Source organism: Meiothermus sp. CFH 77666 (genome assembly GCF_017497985.1).
In the GTDB taxonomy this organism is placed as follows: Bacteria; Deinococcota; Deinococci; order Deinococcales; family Thermaceae; genus Meiothermus.
This window is the reverse complement of the sequence record NZ_JAGDFV010000012.1, coordinates 56,912-76,460: the sequence shown is the minus strand read 5'-3', so window position 1 is coordinate 76,460 and position 19,549 is coordinate 56,912. Positions and strand designations below refer to the sequence as shown.

General features: G+C 64.2%; 15 protein-coding genes. 7 read left to right on the top strand and 8 right to left on the bottom strand.

The genetic code is table 11. The annotated features are described in order from the left end of the window. Positions 1-13 precede the first annotated feature (13 nt). From J3L12_RS08240 to J3L12_RS08230, 3 genes are read left to right on the top strand one after another with little or no spacing between them, the layout of a single operon-like run. Positions 14-1,243: an HlyD family efflux transporter periplasmic adaptor subunit gene (locus J3L12_RS08240; RefSeq protein WP_208014572.1), complete on the top strand. Its 1,230-nt coding sequence runs from the start codon at positions 14-16 to the stop codon at positions 1,241-1,243. Then, complete coding sequence (locus tag J3L12_RS08235; RefSeq protein ID WP_208014571.1) at positions 1,240-1,935, top strand: ABC transporter ATP-binding protein; 696 nt, start codon at positions 1,240-1,242, stop codon at positions 1,933-1,935. The genes J3L12_RS08240 and J3L12_RS08235 overlap by 4 nt, the downstream gene beginning before the upstream one ends. Next, the gene (locus tag J3L12_RS08230) at positions 1,932-3,197 is read left to right on the top strand and encodes an ABC transporter permease (RefSeq protein ID WP_208014570.1); all 1,266 of its coding nucleotides are present in this window, start codon (positions 1,932-1,934) and stop codon (positions 3,195-3,197) included. Before J3L12_RS08235 ends, J3L12_RS08230 begins: the two co-directional genes overlap by 4 nt. 48 nt (positions 3,198-3,245) lie before the next feature. Here J3L12_RS08230 and J3L12_RS08225 read toward each other — a convergent pair whose 3' ends face one another. Further along, complete coding sequence (locus tag J3L12_RS08225) at positions 3,246-3,704, bottom strand: hypothetical protein (RefSeq protein ID WP_208014569.1); 459 nt, start codon at positions 3,702-3,704, stop codon at positions 3,246-3,248. 95 nt (positions 3,705-3,799) lie between these two features. Between J3L12_RS08225 and J3L12_RS08220 the strand changes: the two genes are divergently transcribed. Then, positions 3,800-4,831 (top strand): pectin acetylesterase-family hydrolase, encoded by a 1,032-nt coding sequence (locus J3L12_RS08220; RefSeq protein ID WP_208014568.1) that lies wholly within the window; start codon positions 3,800-3,802, stop codon positions 4,829-4,831. A 201-nt stretch (positions 4,832-5,032) separates the two neighbouring features. On the opposite strand, the gene J3L12_RS08215 is transcribed toward J3L12_RS08220, so the two are convergent. After that, the gene (locus J3L12_RS08215) at positions 5,033-5,848 is read right to left on the bottom strand and encodes a hypothetical protein (RefSeq protein WP_208014567.1); all 816 of its coding nucleotides are present in this window, start codon (positions 5,846-5,848) and stop codon (positions 5,033-5,035) included. 92 nt (positions 5,849-5,940) lie between these two features. Further along, entirely contained in the window at positions 5,941-6,945 is a 1,005-nt protein-coding gene (galE, locus tag J3L12_RS08210; RefSeq protein ID WP_208014566.1) for a UDP-glucose 4-epimerase GalE, read from the bottom strand. A 39-nt stretch (positions 6,946-6,984) separates the two neighbouring features. Here galE and J3L12_RS08205 point away from each other — a divergent pair, with 39 nt between their 5' ends. Further along, positions 6,985-8,307 carry a CoA transferase gene (locus tag J3L12_RS08205; protein ID WP_208014565.1) on the top strand — a complete coding sequence of 441 codons (1,323 nt, stop codon included), beginning with the start codon at positions 6,985-6,987 and terminating at the stop codon, positions 8,305-8,307. 384 nt (positions 8,308-8,691) lie between these two features. Here the strand turns inward: J3L12_RS08205 and J3L12_RS08200 are convergent, their stop codons facing one another. Continuing rightward, positions 8,692-11,178, bottom strand: a complete 2,487-nt coding sequence (locus tag J3L12_RS08200; RefSeq protein ID WP_208014564.1) for a S8/S53 family peptidase — start codon at positions 11,176-11,178, stop codon at positions 8,692-8,694. Between the two features lie 123 nt (positions 11,179-11,301). Further along, entirely contained in the window at positions 11,302-12,684 is a 1,383-nt protein-coding gene (locus J3L12_RS08195; protein WP_243455062.1) for a hypothetical protein, read from the bottom strand. A gap of 135 nt (positions 12,685-12,819) precedes the next feature. On the opposite strand from J3L12_RS08195, the gene J3L12_RS08190 reads away from it, so the two are divergent. Both J3L12_RS08190 and J3L12_RS08185 read left to right on the top strand, forming a co-directional pair. Further along, complete coding sequence (locus J3L12_RS08190) at positions 12,820-15,198, top strand: SARP family transcriptional regulator (protein ID WP_208014563.1); 2,379 nt, start codon at positions 12,820-12,822, stop codon at positions 15,196-15,198. Positions 15,199-15,268: 70 nt separating this feature from the next. Beyond that, entirely contained in the window at positions 15,269-16,864 is a 1,596-nt protein-coding gene (locus J3L12_RS08185; protein WP_208014562.1) for a S8 family serine peptidase, read from the top strand. A gap of 5 nt (positions 16,865-16,869) precedes the next feature. Here the strand turns inward: J3L12_RS08185 and J3L12_RS08180 are convergent, their stop codons facing one another. From J3L12_RS08180 to J3L12_RS08170, 3 genes are all read right to left on the bottom strand, one after another. Next, the gene (locus J3L12_RS08180) at positions 16,870-17,868 is read right to left on the bottom strand and encodes a ribose-phosphate pyrophosphokinase (protein WP_243455061.1); all 999 of its coding nucleotides are present in this window, start codon (positions 17,866-17,868) and stop codon (positions 16,870-16,872) included. A 192-nt stretch (positions 17,869-18,060) separates the two neighbouring features. Continuing rightward, positions 18,061-18,744 (bottom strand): 5'-methylthioadenosine/S-adenosylhomocysteine nucleosidase, encoded by a 684-nt coding sequence (gene mtnN, locus J3L12_RS08175; RefSeq protein WP_208014561.1) that lies wholly within the window; start codon positions 18,742-18,744, stop codon positions 18,061-18,063. A gap of 272 nt (positions 18,745-19,016) precedes the next feature. Further along, positions 19,017-19,493 (bottom strand): S-ribosylhomocysteine lyase, encoded by a 477-nt coding sequence (locus J3L12_RS08170; protein WP_208014560.1) that lies wholly within the window; start codon positions 19,491-19,493, stop codon positions 19,017-19,019. Positions 19,494-19,549: the final 56 nt, after the last annotated feature.

Here is a 19,549-nt window from a genome sequence, read left to right as displayed (position 1 = left end):
GGAGGCAATTCGCATGAGACGCTGGATCTGGATCGGGCTGGTGGCCCTCTCGCTGGGCCTGACCCTCTTTGGGCTGTTGCGCCCCAGGGCCGAGCAGGGCCTGGCCGTCAACGTAGCGCGGGCCGAACGGGGCGAGTTTGTACGGGAAGTGCGGGCGACCGGCACGGTGGAGGCGCGGGTTTACACCCTCACCTTCCCCAGGCCGGGCCGGGTGGCCGAGGTGCGGGTCAAAGAAGGACAGACCGTGCAGGTGGGGCAGGTGCTGGCGGTGCTCGAGACCACCAACGAACAGGCCCAGTTGCGCTCGGTGCGGGAGGCGCTTCGGGCCTTGCAGGCCCGAGCCCAGGCCGCCGAGGCCGACTACCAGAGCAACCGCACCCGCCTGCAAAACCAACTGCTCGAGGTCAGGCGGAACCTGCGCATCGCCCGGGAACTCCTGCGGGTGGGCGGGGTGGCCCGGGGCGAGGTGGAACGCCTGGAGCGCCAGGTGGCCGACCTCGAGGCCCAGCTCGCCAGCCTGAACCAGGCCCGCACCAGTACCCAGCGCGACCTTCAGGCCCAGCTTCAAGCCCGCCAGACCGAGCTGTCTGCGCTCGAGCGCAGCATTGCCCAGTCCAGTTTGCGGGCGCCCGTGAATGGCACCGTCTCGAGCGTGGGCTACCTGGTGGGGGTCGAGACCACCGCCCAGAGCGCTGGCGCTGCCCTGGGTGCGCCCTCGATTCGCCTGGTGGAGGCCGGGAGCCTGCGCGTTCAGGCCCGCCTGTCTGAGGCCGATGTCCCCTGGGTACGGCCCGGCCAGCCGGTGCGCCTCGAGCTCGACGCGGCGCCCGGCCAGCCCCTGGTGGGCAAGGTGGATCGGCTGGGGGTGCAGGCCGAGGTGGCCGGAACCGGGGGGAGCGCGGTGCTGCCGGTGTTTATTCGTTTTCTCGACCAGAAGGCCGAGTCGCTGGCCCGGCCCGGCCTGACCGCCACTGCCCGCATCACCACCCTGCGCCTGCCCAGTGCGCTCAAGGTGCCCCTGGAGACCCTGGTAGAAGCGGGGGGCCAAACCTACCTCTGGGTGGTGGATTCGGCCACCCGTACGGTGCGCAAGCAGCCGGTTACAGTACTCGCCCGCAACCTCACCCAGGCCGCCGTAGAAGGTATTCCCGACCAGAGCATCGTGGTATCGCTACCCCCCGAAGCCCTCAAGGAGGGCGCCAGGGTCAGCTACCGCTTGAGCGGCCCGGAGGCTCGTCCATGACCCCCGTGGTGCAGATGCAGGGCGTGACCAAGGTCTACCGCTCGGGCTCGGGTAGCCGCACGGTGGAGGTACACGCCCTGCGGGGGGTAGACCTGACCATCGAGGCCGGGGAGTACGTGGCGCTGATGGGGCCTTCGGGCTCGGGTAAGTCCACATTAATGCACATCATCGGCCTGCTTGATTCGCCCACCGAGGGCGAATACAGCCTGGGGGGTGAGCCGGTTCGGGGTCTGGGCGAAGCGCAACTGGCCCGCATCCGCAACCAGCGGGTGGGGTTTGTGTTTCAGGCGTTTTTCCTGTTGCCGCGCCTCACCGCTTTGCACAATGTGGCCCTGCCGCTGGTCTACCGGGGGGTGCCGGCCGCCGAACGGCTCAAGCGGGCCAGAGTGGCGCTCGAGTCGGTAGGCCTGGGCGACCGCCTCGACCACTTGCCCTCCGAGCTTTCGGGCGGGCAAAAACAGCGGGTAGCCATCGCCCGAGCCCTGGTGCAGGAACCCGACTTACTCCTGGCCGACGAACCGACCGGCAACCTCGACTCCAAATCCTCGGACGAGATTATGGCCCTGTTTGATGCCTTGCACCGCCAGGGCAAGACCATCGTGGTGGTCACCCACGAGCCCGATGTGGGGGCCAGGGCCCAGCGCATCGTGCGCTTGCGCGATGGCAAGGTGGCCGAGGGGGGGATGGCATGAACCCTGCCAAAAACGCCCCGCAGAGCCCGCCGCAGGCGAGTATGTCGGGCATGAACCCGCTGGAGAACTTTCGCATGGCCTTCGAGTCGCTGTGGGGCAACAAGCTCCGCAGCTTCCTGGCCTTGCTGGGCATCGTGATTGGGGTATTTGCGGTCACGGCCATGATCTCGCTGGGCCAGATGGCGACGGCAGGCATTACCCAGGACCTGGAAGCTGTGGCAGGCCGCTCGATCTTCGTACAACCCAACTTCAACGAGGGCCAGGATTTCAGCTCTGCACCCATCCGCGAGGAAGACCTGCAGGCCCTGCAGGCGCTGCCCGTCACGGTGATTCCCCAACTTTTTACCAGCATTCAGTACGAGAGCAAGCCGGGTGAGCGACGCTCCATGCAACTGCAAGGCACGCCGGGGGATTTGCCCAGGCTCGATCCCACCAACAAAATTGCCAGGGGGCGCTATTTTACCGACCTCGAGGCCCGGGGTGGTCTGGCGGTGGCGGTACTCTCCGACCGGGCCGCCAAGGACCTGTTTCCAGGCCGCGAAGCGGTGGGTCAGGTGGCCCGACTGTACTACCCCGGCGGGGCCCGCATCGACCTTACGGTGGTGGGGGTGCTGGAGCCTCCCAGCGGTATTTTTGGGGGGTTTGGCTCGAGCGCAACCGTCTATGCCCCCATCCAGCTCATCTGGAATACCTCCCCCACCGCACGGCGGGGCGAGTATGCGTTTGTCATTCTGCCCCTCAAGAAAGGGGCCGACGCCCAGCAGGTCACGCGCCAGGTGCAGCGCATCTTCGAGAGCCGTTACGGCAAGGGCAAGTACCAGGTACAGTCCACCGAGAGCTTCCAGGGCACCCTGCGCTCGGTCACCCTCATCTTGCAGGCGCTGCTGGGCGCTATTGCGGGCTTATCACTTTTGGTTGGGGGTATTGGCATCATGAACATCATGCTGGTCTCGGTGACCGAGCGCACCCGCGAGATTGGCCTGCGGAAAGCCCTGGGGGCCACCTCGGGACAGATTCGCCAGCAGTTCTTGATCGAGGCGGTGGTGCTGACGCTCGTAGGGGGTCTGCTAGGGGTACTTCTGGCCGCAGGGCTGCTCTTGCTCATAACCGCCACGGTGCCTTTCTTCAAGGTGTACATTCTAAGTCCCACCACGGTTTTTCTGGCTCTGGCGGTCAGTGCCCTGGTGGGCTTGTTTTTTGGGGTGTGGCCTGCCGCGAGGGCTGCCGCACTTGACCCGATTGAAGCCCTTCGGTACGAATAAAAAACCAGGGATGTGAGCACCCCTGGTCAAAGAAACCGTAAAGAGTGTTTAGCGGAAGTAGAGCCTGGGCCCAAACTCGACTCCCATAACAAAAGTGCTGGAACCGCCGGCGAACAAAAGCGCGGGTTGCAATTCCACGAAAAAGTTGAAATCGCGGGTTACGGGAATTTCCAGTCCGGCGTTGCCGTTGATACTAAAGACGGTAGTGCCGCCTGCTACCAGGCCTAGGCCGCCTCCAAAGTAGAAATCAGGGTTGCCACTCGAGCGCAGGAAGTAAATCACATCGGCTCCGATGGAAAACTGGGTTCCGCCACCAGTAGCAAGCCCAAAGCCGCCCCGCAGCGCCAACGGGCCAATCACATTCTCGGCCCCCATGCGGGCCTGAACGCTCAGGCTAAACCCAGGCACCAGGCTCATGTTTCCGCTGGCAACCTCACCAAACAACCGTCCCTGGGCGAAGGCCCCGCTCAAGATTGCAACCAGCACGATAGCCATCAGTTTCTGCATAAGCAACCTCCGAGGGAAGTATATCAGAGCCTTCCCAGCAGGGCCTTAAGCCTAGAGCACACCTTGCGGTAAGCTAATCTTCCAAAGGAGGCAACATGCTGCGTTGGTTCGTGCTGCTCGTCACGTGTTTTGGTTTTGCGTTAGCTCAGGGTTCGATCCAGGCTCCCGCGGGTTGGCAGGAGATTCGCCCTGGAGGTGCAGCGGTCTGCTCGGATGGCTCTCCCTGGCGTTTTTATGTGGCGCCAGGGGCCGCCGATAAGGTGATTGTGAACTTTCAGGGAGGAGGGGCTTGCTGGGATGCCGCAACCTGCAACCCCCAGTCGCGCCTCTACACCCCCCGGCTGCAAATCCAGGACTTACAGGCGGGGCAGGGGGTTTTCAACCGCAACAACCCCGAGAACCCCTTCCGCGACTGGACCCACGTGTTTGTGCCCTACTGCACCGCCGACCTGCACTGGGGCAACAATACCGCCCGCTATGGCGACCTGAGCATTCAGCACAAAGGAGCCGTCAATGCCCGCCAGGCGGTGCTATGGGTTTTCAACAACATCCCCACCCCGCAAAGCGTGATGGTTACGGGCTGTAGCGCGGGGGGCTATGGCTCTATCATGTGGGCACCCTATTTCATGCGCCGCTACCCCAACGCCAGGGTGGTACAGTTGGGGGATGCCGCCCTGGGGGTAGCCCCGGTGTCCTTTTTCCCAATTGCCTCGGCAGCCTGGGGCATCCAGGGGGCGCTGCCTGGATGGATAGGGGGCCTCGAGCCCGCCAAACTCGGTTCCAACGACCTCTACCAGGCCTTCGCCAAAGCCTACCCCAACCGCAGCTTTGCCCAGTACAGCACCCTGCTGGACGAGGTGCAAATTTTCTTTTACAGCCTGATTCTGGGCCAGCCGCGCCCTACCCCGGAAATTGCCCAGCAGTGGGTGCAGGGTGCTCTGGCCAACCTTGCCTCCATCAAACAGTCGGCCCCCAACTTCTACAGCTACCTGGCCCCGGGCACCCAGCACTGCATTATCGGGCGGCCCGAGTTCTACAGCACCAAGGTAGGGGAGGTGACCTTTGCCGACTGGGTGCGTAAGCTGGTCTCGGACGGCAAGCCGGGGGATGTGGCTCCACCCCGATAGGCACTGGGCTTACGTCAAAGGCGTGTGAGTTTGAGGTGAATGCCGTTCGCTACCGGTAATTCCAACTTTAGCCAGATACCCAACTTTCAGCGATGCACAAGATGGAAGGTAGGTTGCGGTGTTCATACGCCTGACCCCTGTTCCCTACTTCAACGTTCCCATAAGTGGGCCAAGTGTTATGACAGGGATGGTTCAAGGGGGCTATGGTTTTTCTCCTACTTCCTCCCAGTTGAGGCCGTCCCCAAGCTCCTGAGGGGCGAGTGTTTTCCTTGGGGCAAAGCTGGCGAACCATTCGCGCAGGTCGGGTTCCAAACCAACCAGAACTTTGTGCACGGTTTTCCTGGATAGTGGCGCCGCCTGTAGCAGGCCCTTTAGCAGTGCATCGTCCTTTTCCTCCACCAGCCGCGCGGCCTCGAGGGTGAACTGCCCCTGAAACCAGAGCTGGTCGGAAAGCGTCTTGGGTTTGCGTTCGTAGCTGCCCAGGCTGGGCTCGCTGGGCGTCAGGTGGGCCAGCAGCAGGCCCCACTGCCTGGCCTGGGGGTACAGCTCCGGCAGGGCCTGGTGGAGTGCCAGCAGGTACAGGTAGTTGGCCATAAACTCGTCCACCCAGCGAACCCGGGTGCGCAGCTTCCAGGCCACCGCCACCGCATGGGCGTACTCGTGCCCAAGGTTGAGATCCAGAAAATCACTGGGCTGGCCGTAGGGCTTCCCGGCCCTTTTGATGGCCGGAACCAGGGTCTCGCGCAGCCGCCAAATCAAGCGCTCGGGGTAACGGGCGGGCAAGAACAGATAAAGCCCCTCCCGCAGGCTGGTGCGCTGAAACGGAAAACCATAGGGGTGCTTGACCCGTGCCTTCCAGTCGGCCTCGTTCAGCACCATCAGATGTACCGGCGGCACCTCGGCATAGCGTGCTAGCGCCCCGCGCAAGGCTAGCAGGTATTCCTGCATGGCCCTGGCCCGCAGCACCGAGCCCTCGGAGGCTTGCAGCGGGATGTGGGGATGGGGGAGGGCCTGCACAGGTTGATTGTAAGCACAACGTCAAAAAGGGTCTCAAGTCGCAGGTCGCGGGTCAGGTGCAGGCCGGGAGGTTTGGCCATCTGCGGGTTGCGCTAGACATACCCCAGGATTTCCTTGCGTTTCTGGCCCCAGGCCAGGGCGCTGGCGATGCCCTCGTCAATCGAGTGCTCGGCTTTCCAGCCCAGCAGTTCCAGGGCCCGGTCGGCGTTGGCGTAGGCCCCGGCCACATCGCCTGGGCGGGGCGGGGCTTCGCGTTTGGGGATTTGCTTTCCGTACACGCGCTCGAAAGCGGCTACAAGTTCTTTTACCGTGACCCCGTTGCCGGTGCCCAGGTTAATTACCACGTAGGGGCTCTGGGTTTTTTCCATGACCGCATCGAACTGCTCCACCGCCTTTACGTGAGCCATGGCCAGATCCCACACATGGATGTAGTCGCGGATGCCCGAGCCGTCGCGGGTGGGCCAGTCTACGCCGGTGAGGGTGAACTCGGGTAGCTTGCCCAGGGCTACGTCTACCATCTTGCCCAGCACATGGCTGGGTTCGCGTACGTGGATGCCCGAGCGCAGCTTGGGGTCGGCCCCGATGGGGTTGAAATAGCGCAGGGCAATGCCGCGCAGTGGGGTGGCCCTGGACAGGTCTTCCAGCACCATCTCCATCATGTACTTGGTGCGGGCGTAAGGCGAACTGGGCTTGAGCGGTGAGGTTTCGGTTACTTTGAACCCCGGCACCACGTCGTAGATGGAGGCCGAGGAGCTGAACACCACCCTGGGGTAGCCGAGTTCCCCCAGGTTCTTGAACAGTTCCAGGCTTTTGCAGACGTTCTCGCGGTAGTAGAGGTAAGGCTCCTGCACCGACTCCGGCACCACAATACGGGCAGCGCAGTGAATGGTGCTGTGGATGTCGGGGTGGTTCTGGAAGATGCGCTCGAGTAGCGGCCGGTCGGCGATGTCGCCCTCGTAGAAAATCTTGCCCTGGGTAAAAGCCCTGGGCCCTGTGACCAGAGAGTCCAGCAGTACCGGCACGTGGCCGGTGTCCTGAAGTGCGTTGGCGATGGTGCTGCCGATATACCCTGCTCCGCCTGTAATCAGAACCTTCATGGGCCCGATTGTACCCGTAAAAGCCTTAGTATTTGGACCATGGGCGCACTGGATGGTCTCAAAGTGCTCGACCTTTCCCGCATTCTGGCCGGCCCCTACTGCACGCAGATGCTGGCCGACCTGGGCGCGGAGGTCTGGAAAATCGAGCCTCCCAAGGGAGACGACACCCGAACCTGGGGCCCCCCCTTCCTGTCCGGTCTTCAGCCACCCTCTTCTGCCCTCGAGGGCGAAGGGGGCCGGGGGGATGAGGGGGCAAGCCCCAGGACAGAACCGTACTCCCAGAAGGGTCAAAGTCCCCGCTGGACTCTCGCATCCGAGGGGGAGAGCGCTTACTACCTCTCCTGCAACCGGGGCAAGAAGAGCGTGGTGGTGAACCTCAAAGACCCCAGGGGCCAGCAGATTGTCCAGGAGCTGGCCAGGCAGGCCGATGTGCTGGTGGAGAACTACAAGACCGGCGACCTGGCCCGCTATGGCCTGGACTATGCCAGCCTTGCCCGGTTGAACCCAGGGCTCATCTATCTTTCCATCACCGGTTACGGCCAGACTGGCCCCCGCGCCCAGGAACCCGGCTACGATGTGGCGGTGCAGGGGCTTTGCGGCATTATGTCGGTTACGGGTGAGCCGGAGGGGCCGCCCATGCGGGTTCCGGTGGCCTGGATAGACCTGATGACCGGCATGAACGGGGCCGTGGCCGTCCTGGCCGCGCTACAGGAGCGCTCGCGCAGCGGGCTGGGGCAGCACCTGGATCTGGCGCTCTTTGATGTGGGGCTGGCCGCCATGGTTAACCTGGCCCAGAGTTACCTGGTGACCCAGCAGCTACCCGAGCGGTTGGGGAACGCCCATCCTCAGATTGTCCCCTACGGCGCGTTTGCCGCCTCGGATGGCTGGTTCATGCTGACCGTGGGCAACGACGAACAGTACCGCCGGGTGTGCGAGGCTACAGAGCACCCCGAGCTATGGGACGATGAACGCTTCCAGACCAACGCAGGCCGGGTAACCCACCGCGCCGAACTGCTGCCCAGGCTCGAGGCCATCCTGCGCACCCGTCCCCGCCGGGAGTGGCTCGAGCGCTTCACCCAGGCCGGGGTTCCGGTCACGCCGGTCAACAACCTGGCCGAGGCTTTCGCCGAGCCCCAGGCCCAGGCCCGGGGAATGCGCCAGGAGGTTGCCCACCCGACCCTGGGCGCCATTCCCCTAATCGGTTCGCCGCTTTCGCACCTGTCCCGCACCCCTGCCCGCGCCCAGGGCCATCCGCCGCTGCTGGGCGAACATACTCGGGCGGTGCTAGCGGGCGTGCTGGGTTACACGCCGGAGCAAATCCAGCATCTGATAGACGCTGGGGTGGTCAAGGTGGCTTCTTGAGCTCGAGGTTAGCTAAACGCACCAGCACTTTGCATACCATAGGAAAGGTGAGGTAACGAACCGGGGGTAGGGGATAGGCCAGGTAAACTCACAACCTGCCTCCTACCACCCACTCCCGCCCTGAGCGTTGTTGAAAGTTGGGTATGCATCGAAAGTTGGCGTGAGAGCCCGGCCGCCAACGGGTAACTTCATCCCATACACAGAGCGAAGCTTGCTGTCACCGTGAAGAACGAGGGCTTCTACAGGCCCTTGGTACCGAAATCGCTTGAAAGACGTGGCTTTTTGCGCGCTTCAAAGACGTGGCCGCCCATCCAGGCGGCCACTGTTTTGTTCAGGACAAGGCATTCTTGCAGTCGGATCGCGCAAGGTGTGTGAAGATCGCTCTTAGCACAACGTATTTACCCGAATCTGGCGGGTTCGGAAGATGGTGTTAACTCCGTCAGATACCCGCAGGGTGATGATGTGGTTGGCCGAGACCACCGAGCAGTTGGTATACAACCTCACCGTCACCGAGCTGCCGGTGCCCAGCAGTTGGTCGCCGCTGGCCGGGGGGCCGGGTTGCACGTCGCCGAGATTGGTGAACCACTGTAAGGTCAGGGGGTCTCCATCGGGGTCGGAGGCGCTGGCCTGCAGGGTGATCTGGTAGTATTGCCCGTTTTCATCGGAGCCGTTGAAGTTAACGTTCAGGTCGCTGGAGGGGTTGGTAATGCTGGCCGTGGGGGGGTTGTTGGTGCAGTTCACGACGGTGAGGGTGCGGGAATCGGTGCTGGAGAGGGTGTGGGGGGCCGGGGCATCGTCGGTGGCCTGCACGCTGATGGTGTAGCTGCCCGGTGCGCTGAAGGTGCGGCTGGCGGTCAGGCCGGTGCCGAAGCTGGTGCTGCCCACACGCCAGACCACGTTGCTGCTGGGGAAGGGGTTCGCACCGAAATTGTTGGGGTCGCTGACGCTGGCACGGAAGTCGATGGGGGTGTTGGTGCACAGGGTGCTGCCGAGGACGGGCTCCAGGATTCGCACGGTGGGGGGGTCGTTGCGCACGGTGATGTTCACGCTGGCGCTGGCGCTCTGGCCGCCGGAGGTAGCGGTAGCGGTGATGCGGTGGCTGCCCGGGCGCAGGTTAGAGACACTGATTGCGTTGCCGCTTCCCAGGCTGCCCTCGAGGCTGCTGCTCCAGGCCAGGCTGGGGGTTCCGGGGGTGTCCGCGTCATAGGTGGTGGCGTTCAGGAAAACCGGCTGCCGCCAGGAACGTACCAGACCTTCGGTGGGGCTATCAATGCGCACAAAGGGGGGCACGTTGCCCAGGGCCCGGCTCACCGCGCCAAAGGCATTGACCCGCCGCTGGTGGCCACCCGAGCCGTGTACGCCACCGTTGTGGGCCGATTCGTAGAGGATTTGCTCGACCTGGAAGGGTAGCAGGCCAGGGTTGGCGGCCCAGATCAGCGCGGCCACACCGGCCACAAAGGGGCTGGCAAAGCTGGTGCCGTTGACCCGGCGAACCTCGCGCCGGTCGGAGTCGGGGCCGGCCCAGACGGTATAGGGGCCGTAGATATCCACCGAGAAGAAGCCCCGGTCGCTGCCAAAGTTGGAGCCAGCAGCCCTGGCGGTGCTGTCCCAATCCATGCCGCCCACGCAGATCATCCCCAGCAGCTCGCAGGGAACCCAGAGATCCTCTTCCCAGCAGATGCCCAAAAAGCAGTCCTGTTCGTCCACATTGCGCCCACTGTTGCCGGCAGCGGCGAAGAAAATCGGGCGGAAGGGGCTGGTTTCGATGGCCAGCAGTAAGGGGGTAACGGTCGCGTCGAGCAGGGCGCCGGGAACCGCCGGAACGGCTCCGGCGCCACTCATGTTGATAATGCGCGGACGCTCGGCCAGACCCCCGGCCAGGGTAGTGACCACGAAGCGCAGGAACTCGAAGAAGTCGCCGGGCACCTGGATGGCCATCAGCTCGGCCACCGGGCCCGCAGGGCCGGCTGCGCCCTGGCTATTGTCGGGCTGGCCCATAGCGGCCTGGGCTACCAGGGTGCCGTGCCAGGGGCACGGAGCCGACCCGCAACTATATGGGTTCCTGGCCCCCCAACCGGCGCCCCCGTAAATGTTGCGCTGGGTGGGGTAGTCGGGGTGGTCGCGCTCAAAGCCCCCGTCTATGATGGCGATCTTGACCCGGTTGGAGAGCCGCCCGGCTGCCTGGAGCAGCCGCCAGGCCTCGCCTACGCCGATGTCCTGGGCGCTGCCCCGGTTCATGTAGGGCCAGGTAAAGGCGTTGGGGTTGTAGAGGTCACGTTCGGCGGCAGCCACCGAGCTAAAACCGGCCTCGAGGGTAGTGGCCTCGGCGAAGCCCTGGGGGCTCAGCACAAAGTTGAGCGAGACCTTGAGGTTCTGGCTAACCCCCTCGCGGGCGGCGGCAGCCAGCAGGTTGAGGCCCTCCTGGCTGGAGAACTCGAGGTCGCCCCTTGCTCCAGGCACCAGGGCTTGCAAATCCTGGGCGAGCTGGGCCTCGATGGCCGGGCTGGCGTTAATCTGTACCAGGTGGAGCTTGGGGGCACCCTCGAGGCTAATGCTTCGCAGTATCCGCCCACCGTAGCGGGCCGCCAGGGCCTCCACCTTGGCGGTGTCGTCGCTGCTGATCATCAGCTCGTTGAGCACAAACTCGCTCTGGATGCCGCTCTTGCCCCGCAAGGCCCCAACCGGGCGGGGTGCGCCGCCATCGGGGTCGGGGATGGAGGCTACCGACGGGGTGAGGGTTGGGACGATGCGGAAGGTGGACGGGGGAAGCTGGTTGGAGCTGGGGGCGCCGCCGCACTGGGCGGCCATCAGGAGCAGCGAAACAGCCAGCAGGATGGTTTGCATCAGGAACCGAACTCGAGTGGGTTTCATTCTCTTCCTCCTTGAACCCTTCGGGTGTCTACCGAAGTTATGCAAAGGGTAGAGGTGGGGGGTTGAACGGGGCATGAACGCTAAAAAACCCCGCCACTCAGCGGGGTGAGAAATCTGTCAAGTTCAGTTAGGTAAACGATGGAAGAGGGGTAGGTTTGCTGGAGCCGGATACAACACAATGCTATTGGCGTTGCCCAGGGTACTGCCCTCAATAATGCGCTCGGGGATGGTGGGGCTGCCAGGGCTTGAGTCCACCGTGAGCTGGCTGGGTGACAATCGGGCAAAGCGCCCGTTTGCCGAGGGCTTATCGTAAGCCAGCCACAAACCGCCTCCCTCGTCGAAGGCGAAGGCGCGGGGCAGAGCAGTGGCTGGGAGGCTAATCTGCTTATCTGGACTTAGAGTGGCGCTGCCGGTGCCGGTTAGCTGTGTGCTGGTATACTTGTATAAAATAGCTCCACCACAGTTAAAACAAAGCACCCATAGGCTGCCCGCGTTGTCGAAGGCCAGATCGTAGGCCGTGTTGGTAGGGCCTGCTGCAAGGTTCGCAGTCAGTATGCGTACGGCGCTGCTGGCGGTAGTTGAACTGTTCAGGCTGCTAGCATCGAAGCGCATAACCTGACCGCTGTTGCTGCTGAGGTCGTGGCCGACCCACAGGTTGCCCGATGCATCGAAAGCCAGGCCCCTGGGGGTTCCGCTAAAGCCGCTAATCTCGACGGTGGGGGCTACCGTGGTGAGGCTGCTCGTGGCTCCGTTGAGCTGGTTGCTGGTTACACGTACCAACTTTTTGGCGCATGGAATGGATAGCCAGAGGTGGCCGTTGGGGTCAAAAGCCATGCGTTCGGCCCCAGGAACGCAACTAAAGCCCGAGACGTCGAGTCGCTTGTCAGGGGTTTTGCTGCCGGTTGCACCAAGCGTACTCGCCGGGTAACGCAGCAGCGTGGGATCTGAAGTGGTTCCACCCAGCATCCACAGGTTTCCGTCTGGATCAAAAGTCAGATCACGGGCCAGTGCAGTGTCTGCCGACACCGCTGCCGCAGCTGTGTTCGAGGTTTCCAGGTTGTTGCCAGCATACCCCAGAGTGCGGGCATCGCCACTATTCTTGGGGGGGTTGTTGATAGTCCACAGTTTGGCGCTGCTGGGAATCTGGTTGTAGGTCACTGTAATCTGGCTGGTCTCATTGTTTTTCACACAGGCTTGGGTTTTGTCGCTGCTCCCGGTGTAAGCAGAGCGAACCACTGTACTGCTGGTTGTCTGACTGGTGGTTTTCTTGACATCAATCACATAGTTGCCACCGCCAACGCTGAGCGTTTGGGAGCTGGTTAGCGTCTGGCTGAAGCTGTTTGGCCCGCTCACCGTCACTTTACCGTTAATACCTGGGGGAAGGCCATTGATGATGACCTGTAAAGTGCCCTGGCCATCGGTATTACAAGCCGTTTGCTGACCACCAGGACAAGCCGTGAGCAACAGCGACAGCGCTCCCAAAAGACCAAACCATACCTGTTTCATTCGTAACCTCCCTTTTTCATTCGTAACCTCCCTTTACGCCTTGCTTGTAGTGTGCCATACCCTAGCACGCCCGGAGGTTAACGAAACACCCCTTAACGCTCCATGAACGCTCCACGGCCTGGGTAAACTGAAGCTATGCTTTACACACTGGGCGGCCTGCGCCTCGAGGGCAGCGGCTTCAGCCGGGAGAAGCCCCTGCTGCTGCTGGCCTACCTGGCCCTGGAAGGCCCCAGGCCCCGGCGCTTTCTGGCCGAGCTGTTCTGGCCCGAGGCCGCCGACCCCATGAACTCCCTGGCAGTGGCCCTGGCCAAGCTGCGTAAGCTAGGGGTGGCCTACAACGACGAAAGCCGGGCCTGGGTAGACCTGGACTGCGATGCCCTGGCTTTGCAGGATGCCCTGCGGGCGGGGCGCTGGGAGGAGGGGGTGCGCCTGTATGGGGGGCCTTTTGCCGAGGGGCTTGCGGCCACCGAGGTGGGGAGCGAGCTTGAGGAATGGGTCTACGAGGTGCGCGAGCGGCTGGCCCGCGAGGTGCGCCAGGCCCACCTGGTACTGGCCGAGAAAGCCGCCCACCAGGGGAGGTTCGCCGAGGCTGCTGCCCTTGCCGAACGAGCCTACCAGGTAGCCGGCGCGCCGCCTTTGGAGCCGGAGGAACTGCCCCAGGTCTACCGGCTGCTGCTGGCTGGCGAGCATCCCCTGGCCGAGGCCCTGGGGCGCGAGGCGCGGGAGCTGGGCATTGCGCTGGGCGGCTCGAGCCAGGCCGCCCGGGGTCGCCTGCGGCAGGGTCTGGTGGGCCGGGAGCAGGAAATCGCAGCCCTGCTGGCCACCCAGGAAGGAGCCTGGGTCTGGGTGCGGGGTGGGGCCGGGATGGGCAAGACCGCCCTGCTACACGAGGTGGCGGGCCGCACGGGCTGGCTCTACCTGCCGGCCCGTTCAGGGCTGCCTTACGCTACGCTGGAACCCCTGCTGGAGAACCTTCAGGGGGGTGAGGAGGCCCTGCTGCGCCGGGCGGTGCAGTTGCGCGAACACCTCCTCCTGGACGACTGGGAGCAGATGGATCCCGAAAGCCAGCGCATTTTGCTGCGCCTGCGGAGCCTGCGCCCGCCCATCCGGGTGGTGGCCTCGGGCCGGGGAGAGCCCCCCTTTGCGGTGGATGGGCTGGTCGAGCTCGAGCCCCTCTCAAGAGAGGAACTGGCAGGCTATCCGGGGGCTTTCGAAGCAACCGGAGGGGTACCGGCCCTGGTGGGGGCCTGGCTGCGCGGGGAGCCCATCCAGACCGCCCTGGAAGCCCGCTTGCTCGGCCTGAGCGAGCCGGCGCGGCAGGTTTACATGGGGCTGGCCCTGCTGGAAACCCCCGACCTGCTGCTGGTGCGCCAGGCGGTGGGCCTGAACGCAACCGAGATGGCCCAGGCCGTAGACCTGCTGCTTTCCGCCGGGCTGATCAACCTGAACGGGGCCGTCTTCGGGCGCGAGGCCGCTTTGAGCTACATTGCTGAACGTCCCACGCTCGAGGCCCGGCTCAGCCTGGGGCTGGCCCGCCTGCTCAAACCCCAGCAGGCCCTGCCGCTCTACCGGCGGGCCCGGGCGCTTCTGGAGGATACTGACCTGCCCCACCTCCAGCAGGCCTACCGGGCCTGGGCCACCGAGCTGATTCGCCGTGGCTTTCCCAAACGGGCCGCCGAGGAGCTTACCGAGGCCCCCAACCACCCCGAAATTACCCTGCTTCGCGCGCGGGCCTTCGAGCGGGCGGGCCTGTATAAGGAGGCCCTCGAGGCGATGCGCTTCCTGCCCGACACCCCCGAGCACCTGGCCCTCAAGGCCACCCTTTTCCACCGCCTGGGCCGGGCCGATGAAGCCCAGGAAGCCGCCGAAAAAGCCCTATCGGGGGGGATAGAGGCCCGGGCTGAAGCGCAGAATACCCTGGGCCTGATTGCTCTGGCCAAAGGAAGCTTTGCCGAAGCAGCCGCCGCCTTCAGACGGGCCGCCGCTCTGTGGCTGGGCCTGGGCGACGAAAACCGCCGTCTGGATGCCCTCAACAACGCGGCCATCGCCCGTGCCCGCACCGGTGAGGATGTGGCCCAGGTCTTCCAGGAGCTTTTGCAGGCCGCCCAGGACAACCCGAGCCTGCGGGCCCAGGCCCTCATCAACCTGGGTAAGGAACTCGAGCGGCAACAAAAGCTCGAGGCCGCACTGCAAAGCTACCAGGAGGCCGAACAACTGGCCCTGGCCACTGGCAACCTCAAGAAAGCCGCCCTGGCCCAGAACAACGCGGGGGCTCTGCTGCACGTTCAGAACCGCACTTCCGAAGCCCGGGCCTATTACCACAAAGCCATCGAGGCGGCCCGCGAGGCGGGCGAGGCCTATGTGCTGGCCCTGGCCCTTTCGAACCTGGCCGAGCTGATGGGGGATCTCGAGGTCTGGCAGGAGGCCATTGCGGTCTCGGAAAACGCCGGGTATTTCGACCTGGCCCAGCAGCAGCGGGCGCAGATGCAGGCGTTCATGGAGCGTTCAGGGTAGCGGCGGCAGGATAAACCCATGCCACGGAGCGCGTACTGGCTCGAGGAGACCCCTTATCTGGAGGTGCAGGATGCGATGGATGCTGATGCTGGCGGCGGTGGTGGGGCTGGTGGGTTGCGACCTTTTGGGGCGTGGGACGAGCCCCATCTCGGCGGAGGTGTATCCTTCGCCCCGGCGGGCGGCCTGGGAGGAGGAGGTGCAGGTGAGCCTGCCCTGGCGGGCGGGCGGGGGCCTGCGCCTGAGCCTGGCGGGGGAGGAAGTGACGGGCTTGCGGACTGAACCCGAGGGGTCAGGCAGCAAGGTGTTCTTCAAGGTGCCCCGCAACTTCTGGGGCGGCCCACAGGCACTGGATATTACCGACGGGGCCAACCGGGCCACGGGCAGCCTGACCGTGCTGGGCGAGAGCGTGGGCGCGGGAGCCCTGGTGGTGCTCAAGCCGGGGGTTACCGACGGTGCTTTTGCCCAGCAGATTGGCGGGGCTGGCCTGCGGGTGGTGCCCAACGCCAAGGGGGAGCCCTCGGTGCCTCTGGGTGCGGCCTCCGGGCCCTGCGCCGGGCGGCTGGCCCAGGTAGCCCAGGCCCCCGGCCCGCCCCTGGCGGTGGGGGCTTTGCTCGAGCGCCTTGAGACCGCCGCCGCAGGGGCTATCGTAGACCTGGACGGCATTCTGGGCATTGACCCCCTGACCGGCTACGACACCGGCTCCGACCTGGATCCGAGCCCCAATAGCAGCCCCATCAATGCCCGGCAGGCCATCCAGCGCAACCCGGCCAGCAACTTCACCGGGGCAGGTACTACCATTGCGGTAATTGATACCGGGGTAGCCAGCCTGACCGGCCTCAACCTGCGCACCGGTGGGGCCGACTTCACCAACCTCGACACCCCCAACCCCAACCTCGACGAGTACCGGGACGGCCTGGGCCACGGCACCGCCGCCGCAGTGCTGGCCGCCGATGCGGCCTACGGGGTGGCACCCGCCGCCGGGATTCTGCCCATCAAGAGCTGCGACAAAAACGGCAAATGCCCCCTGGCCGCGGTCATCCGGGGCATCTGTCATGCGGTGGCCTATGCCGAGGGTAATAAGAACCAGAAGCTCATCCTTAACCTAAGCCTGGGCAGCGACACCCCCAGCGAAATCGTCTATATCGTCCTCAAAGATGCCCTGATGAAGCGCGGGGTGGACGGCCTCCCGACAGTGGCCGCCGCCGGCAACCAGTGGGCCATCCGTAGCAGCAAAAAGGGCACCCTGCACCACTTTCCGGCCTCCTTTGGCGGGAGCCGGGGCCTTTCGGTCAGCCGTGAGCCGGCCCGCCGCATGACCCCGCTGAAGGGGCTCCTGAGCGTGGGGGCGGTGGGGCTATATAGCAGTGCCTTCCGCGTGAGCGGCTTCAGCAACCAGGGCGACTTTGTAGACCTGGTGGCCCCCGGCGAGCGGGTGCGGAGCCTGCGCCCGGCGAACCTCGAGGCCGAGTTCACCGGCACCTCGTTTGCTGCCCCCCTGGTAGCGGGCGCGGCGGCGGTCGTGCGTCAGGCCAGTGCGCTCACCCCCCTGACCCCGGAGGCCCTCGAGCTCACCCTGCTGGCCAACCTCACCAACCCTAGCGGGCTGGGGGACGCGCCGGAAGAGGCCAGGGGCCAGGGCATGCTGGATATGACGAGGGGCCCCTAGATCAGCTAGATCAGCACACTCACCGACTGGTTGGTATGCACCCGCCTTATGGCCTGGGCCAGCAGGGGCGCGGTGGGCAGGATGGTGTAGCCCAGCGCCGGGTTTAGCGCAATGGTGTCGGTGAAGACCACCTCGCGGATGGCCGGGTGGGCCAGGTTCTCGCGGGCACTGCCCACCAGCACCGCGTGCGAGGCCATCACGATGACCTCCGGGATGGCTCCCGCAGCCACCAAAGCCTCTACGCCCCGCCGAATGGTGCCGCCGGTGGAGATGATGTCATCAATGATAAGGGGACGCTTGCCCGCCACGTCCCCAATCACATAGCTGACCTGGGTTTCGCGGGGGCCGGTGCGGCGTTTGGCCAGGATGGCCAGGGGCAGGTTCAGCCGCTCGGAGAGCCTGCGAGCCTGCTCGGCCCGGCCCGAGTCGGGCGAGACCACCACCGCATTTTCGGTCAGGCGCTGGCTTTCCAGATACTCAGCAAAAAGCCGTACTGCCGAAAGCTCGTCCACCGGTTGATAAAAAAAGCCCTGAATCTGGGGGGCGTGCAGGTCCACGGTAATGACCCGGTGGATGCCCACATGTTCCAAAAGGCCCGCCACCAGCCGGGCGGTAATGGGCTCCCGGCCCTGGGTTTGTTTATCCTGGCGGGCGTAGCCAAAGTAGGGAATGACCGCGTTGATGCGGCCTGCGCTGCTGCGGCGTACCGCGTCGGCCAGCACCAGCAGTTCCATCAGGTTATCGTTGACCGGGGGCGCAGTGGGCTGGATCAGGTACACATCGTCGCCGCGGATGCTTTCCAGCAGGCGCACCCGCACCTCGCCGTCGGGGAAGCGCTCCACGGTGGCCTTGCCCAGTTGTATGCCCAAGGCTCGGGCGACTGCTTCGGCCAGGGGGCGGTTGGCGTTGCCGCAAAAGAGTTTGACATGTCCGCTGTTAGTGTGCTGAACATCCTCTACCAGTTCTGAACCCAGTCGCTGCTCCGTTACGGATGCTCCCCCCATGCTTCCTCCTCCTCGAGTGCCCGCATATGCCAACCTATTGAAGTTCACTTTGATACCTCAGTATACCTGGGCACCCCAGTAGGCATCACCAAGCCTCCAAGTCGCGGTCTTAATCAAGTTGAAGCAGGAAGCCAACATCTGCAGCCCAACGAAGGAAGCATTGGCGAACGCCCGATTTGGTACGACTTTGTTTCAACTGTTCAACACCTGGCCAATCAGACTGGCCAGTCGTTCCGAGGCGCTCTCCAAAAAAGTTTCGAAGGCTGTGGGGGCTTCGCTGCCGGCCTGGTCGGTAATGGCCCGCAGCAGGGCCATCGGCATACCCATGCGCTTGGCGGCCCAGAGGGCGGCGGCGCCTTCCATTTCCACCGCATCGGCGGCGAACACCCGGCGTACTTCTTCGGCCTCGCTGCGGTGGGCCAGAAAGCGGTCGGCACTGGCAATACGCCCCAGGTAGATAGGCAAGCCCATGGCCAGGGCCGTGCGCAAAACCTTGGAGGTGAGCCCTGCATCGGCAGGAATAAAGCGTTCGCCGGTAGCCAGCTCACCCGGTGCACGGCCAAACGCCGTAATGTCCACGTCGTACTGCACGGCATCCTGGGCCAGGATCAGATCGAGGGTTTTGAGGTCAGGGTTCAAAGCCCCGGCCACGCCCACCCAGAACGACTGGGCCGGGTTGAAACGAACCTTGGCATAGGCTACTGCCGCAGCGGCGGCTGCTTTGCCCACCCCGGTTTCGATGAGCACCACCGGATAGCGCCCCAGCTCCCCCTGGTGGATGGTCCAGGGGCCATCCACGGCCTGTTGCAAGCTGAGCTGTTTGCGCAGAGCCTGGGCTTCGACGCCTTCGGCAGCAAAAAGAGCGACCACGGACATACTGGGTAGCCTAGCACTCACCAGTGCGAACATCCAGCAGTAGTCTAGCGGGAAACGCCCGAATTACGGGAGGTGTGAACTGCAGGGTAATACCATCCTTGCCTGAACACTTCACCTGTTATGGAAACGATGAAGTGGGGAACAGGGGTCAGGGGACAGGGGCCAGACGTTGTATTACCTTCCCTCATCTGGGGCCTCCAGCAGAACCGTTTGTCGGCGTGTTGATGGGAAGATTTACCTGGCGTTGAGGTATTTCGGGAGGCGTAGGTACCTCAATCCATAATCTCGATGGTTTCCTGGATGTGCAGGCCGCTTTCCAGCACCCGCTGGGCCCAGGCCCGTGCGCCCTGGGGGTCGTGGTCGCGGTAGTTGCCGCACTCGAGCTCACTCACCCCCGGCACGGGTTCGGTATGGTTCACCACGTCCTTCAACGTTTCCCGGAAAGCCTCCAGTACTTTCTGGGGCCCCGGCTCCCCCAGCACTACCATATAAAACCCGGTGCGGCAGCCCATCGGCGAAATGTCCACCACCCCCTCGAGATGACTGCGGATATAGGTGGCCAGGAGGTGCTCGAGGGTGTGAACGGTGCCGGTGCTGAGGGCTTCTTGGTTGGGTTGTACAAAGCGCAGGTCGTACTTCTCAATGCGGTCGCCCCTGGGGGTCTCCTTCACCCCCGCCAGTCGCACGTAAGGAGCCTGGACTTTCTTGTGGTCAAGGCGAAACGATTCGGGAATGGGTGGCTTGGACATCAGCTTCAGTTTACAGGGCTTAAAGCCGAACGCCGAAGGTCGAAAGCCAGAAGCCG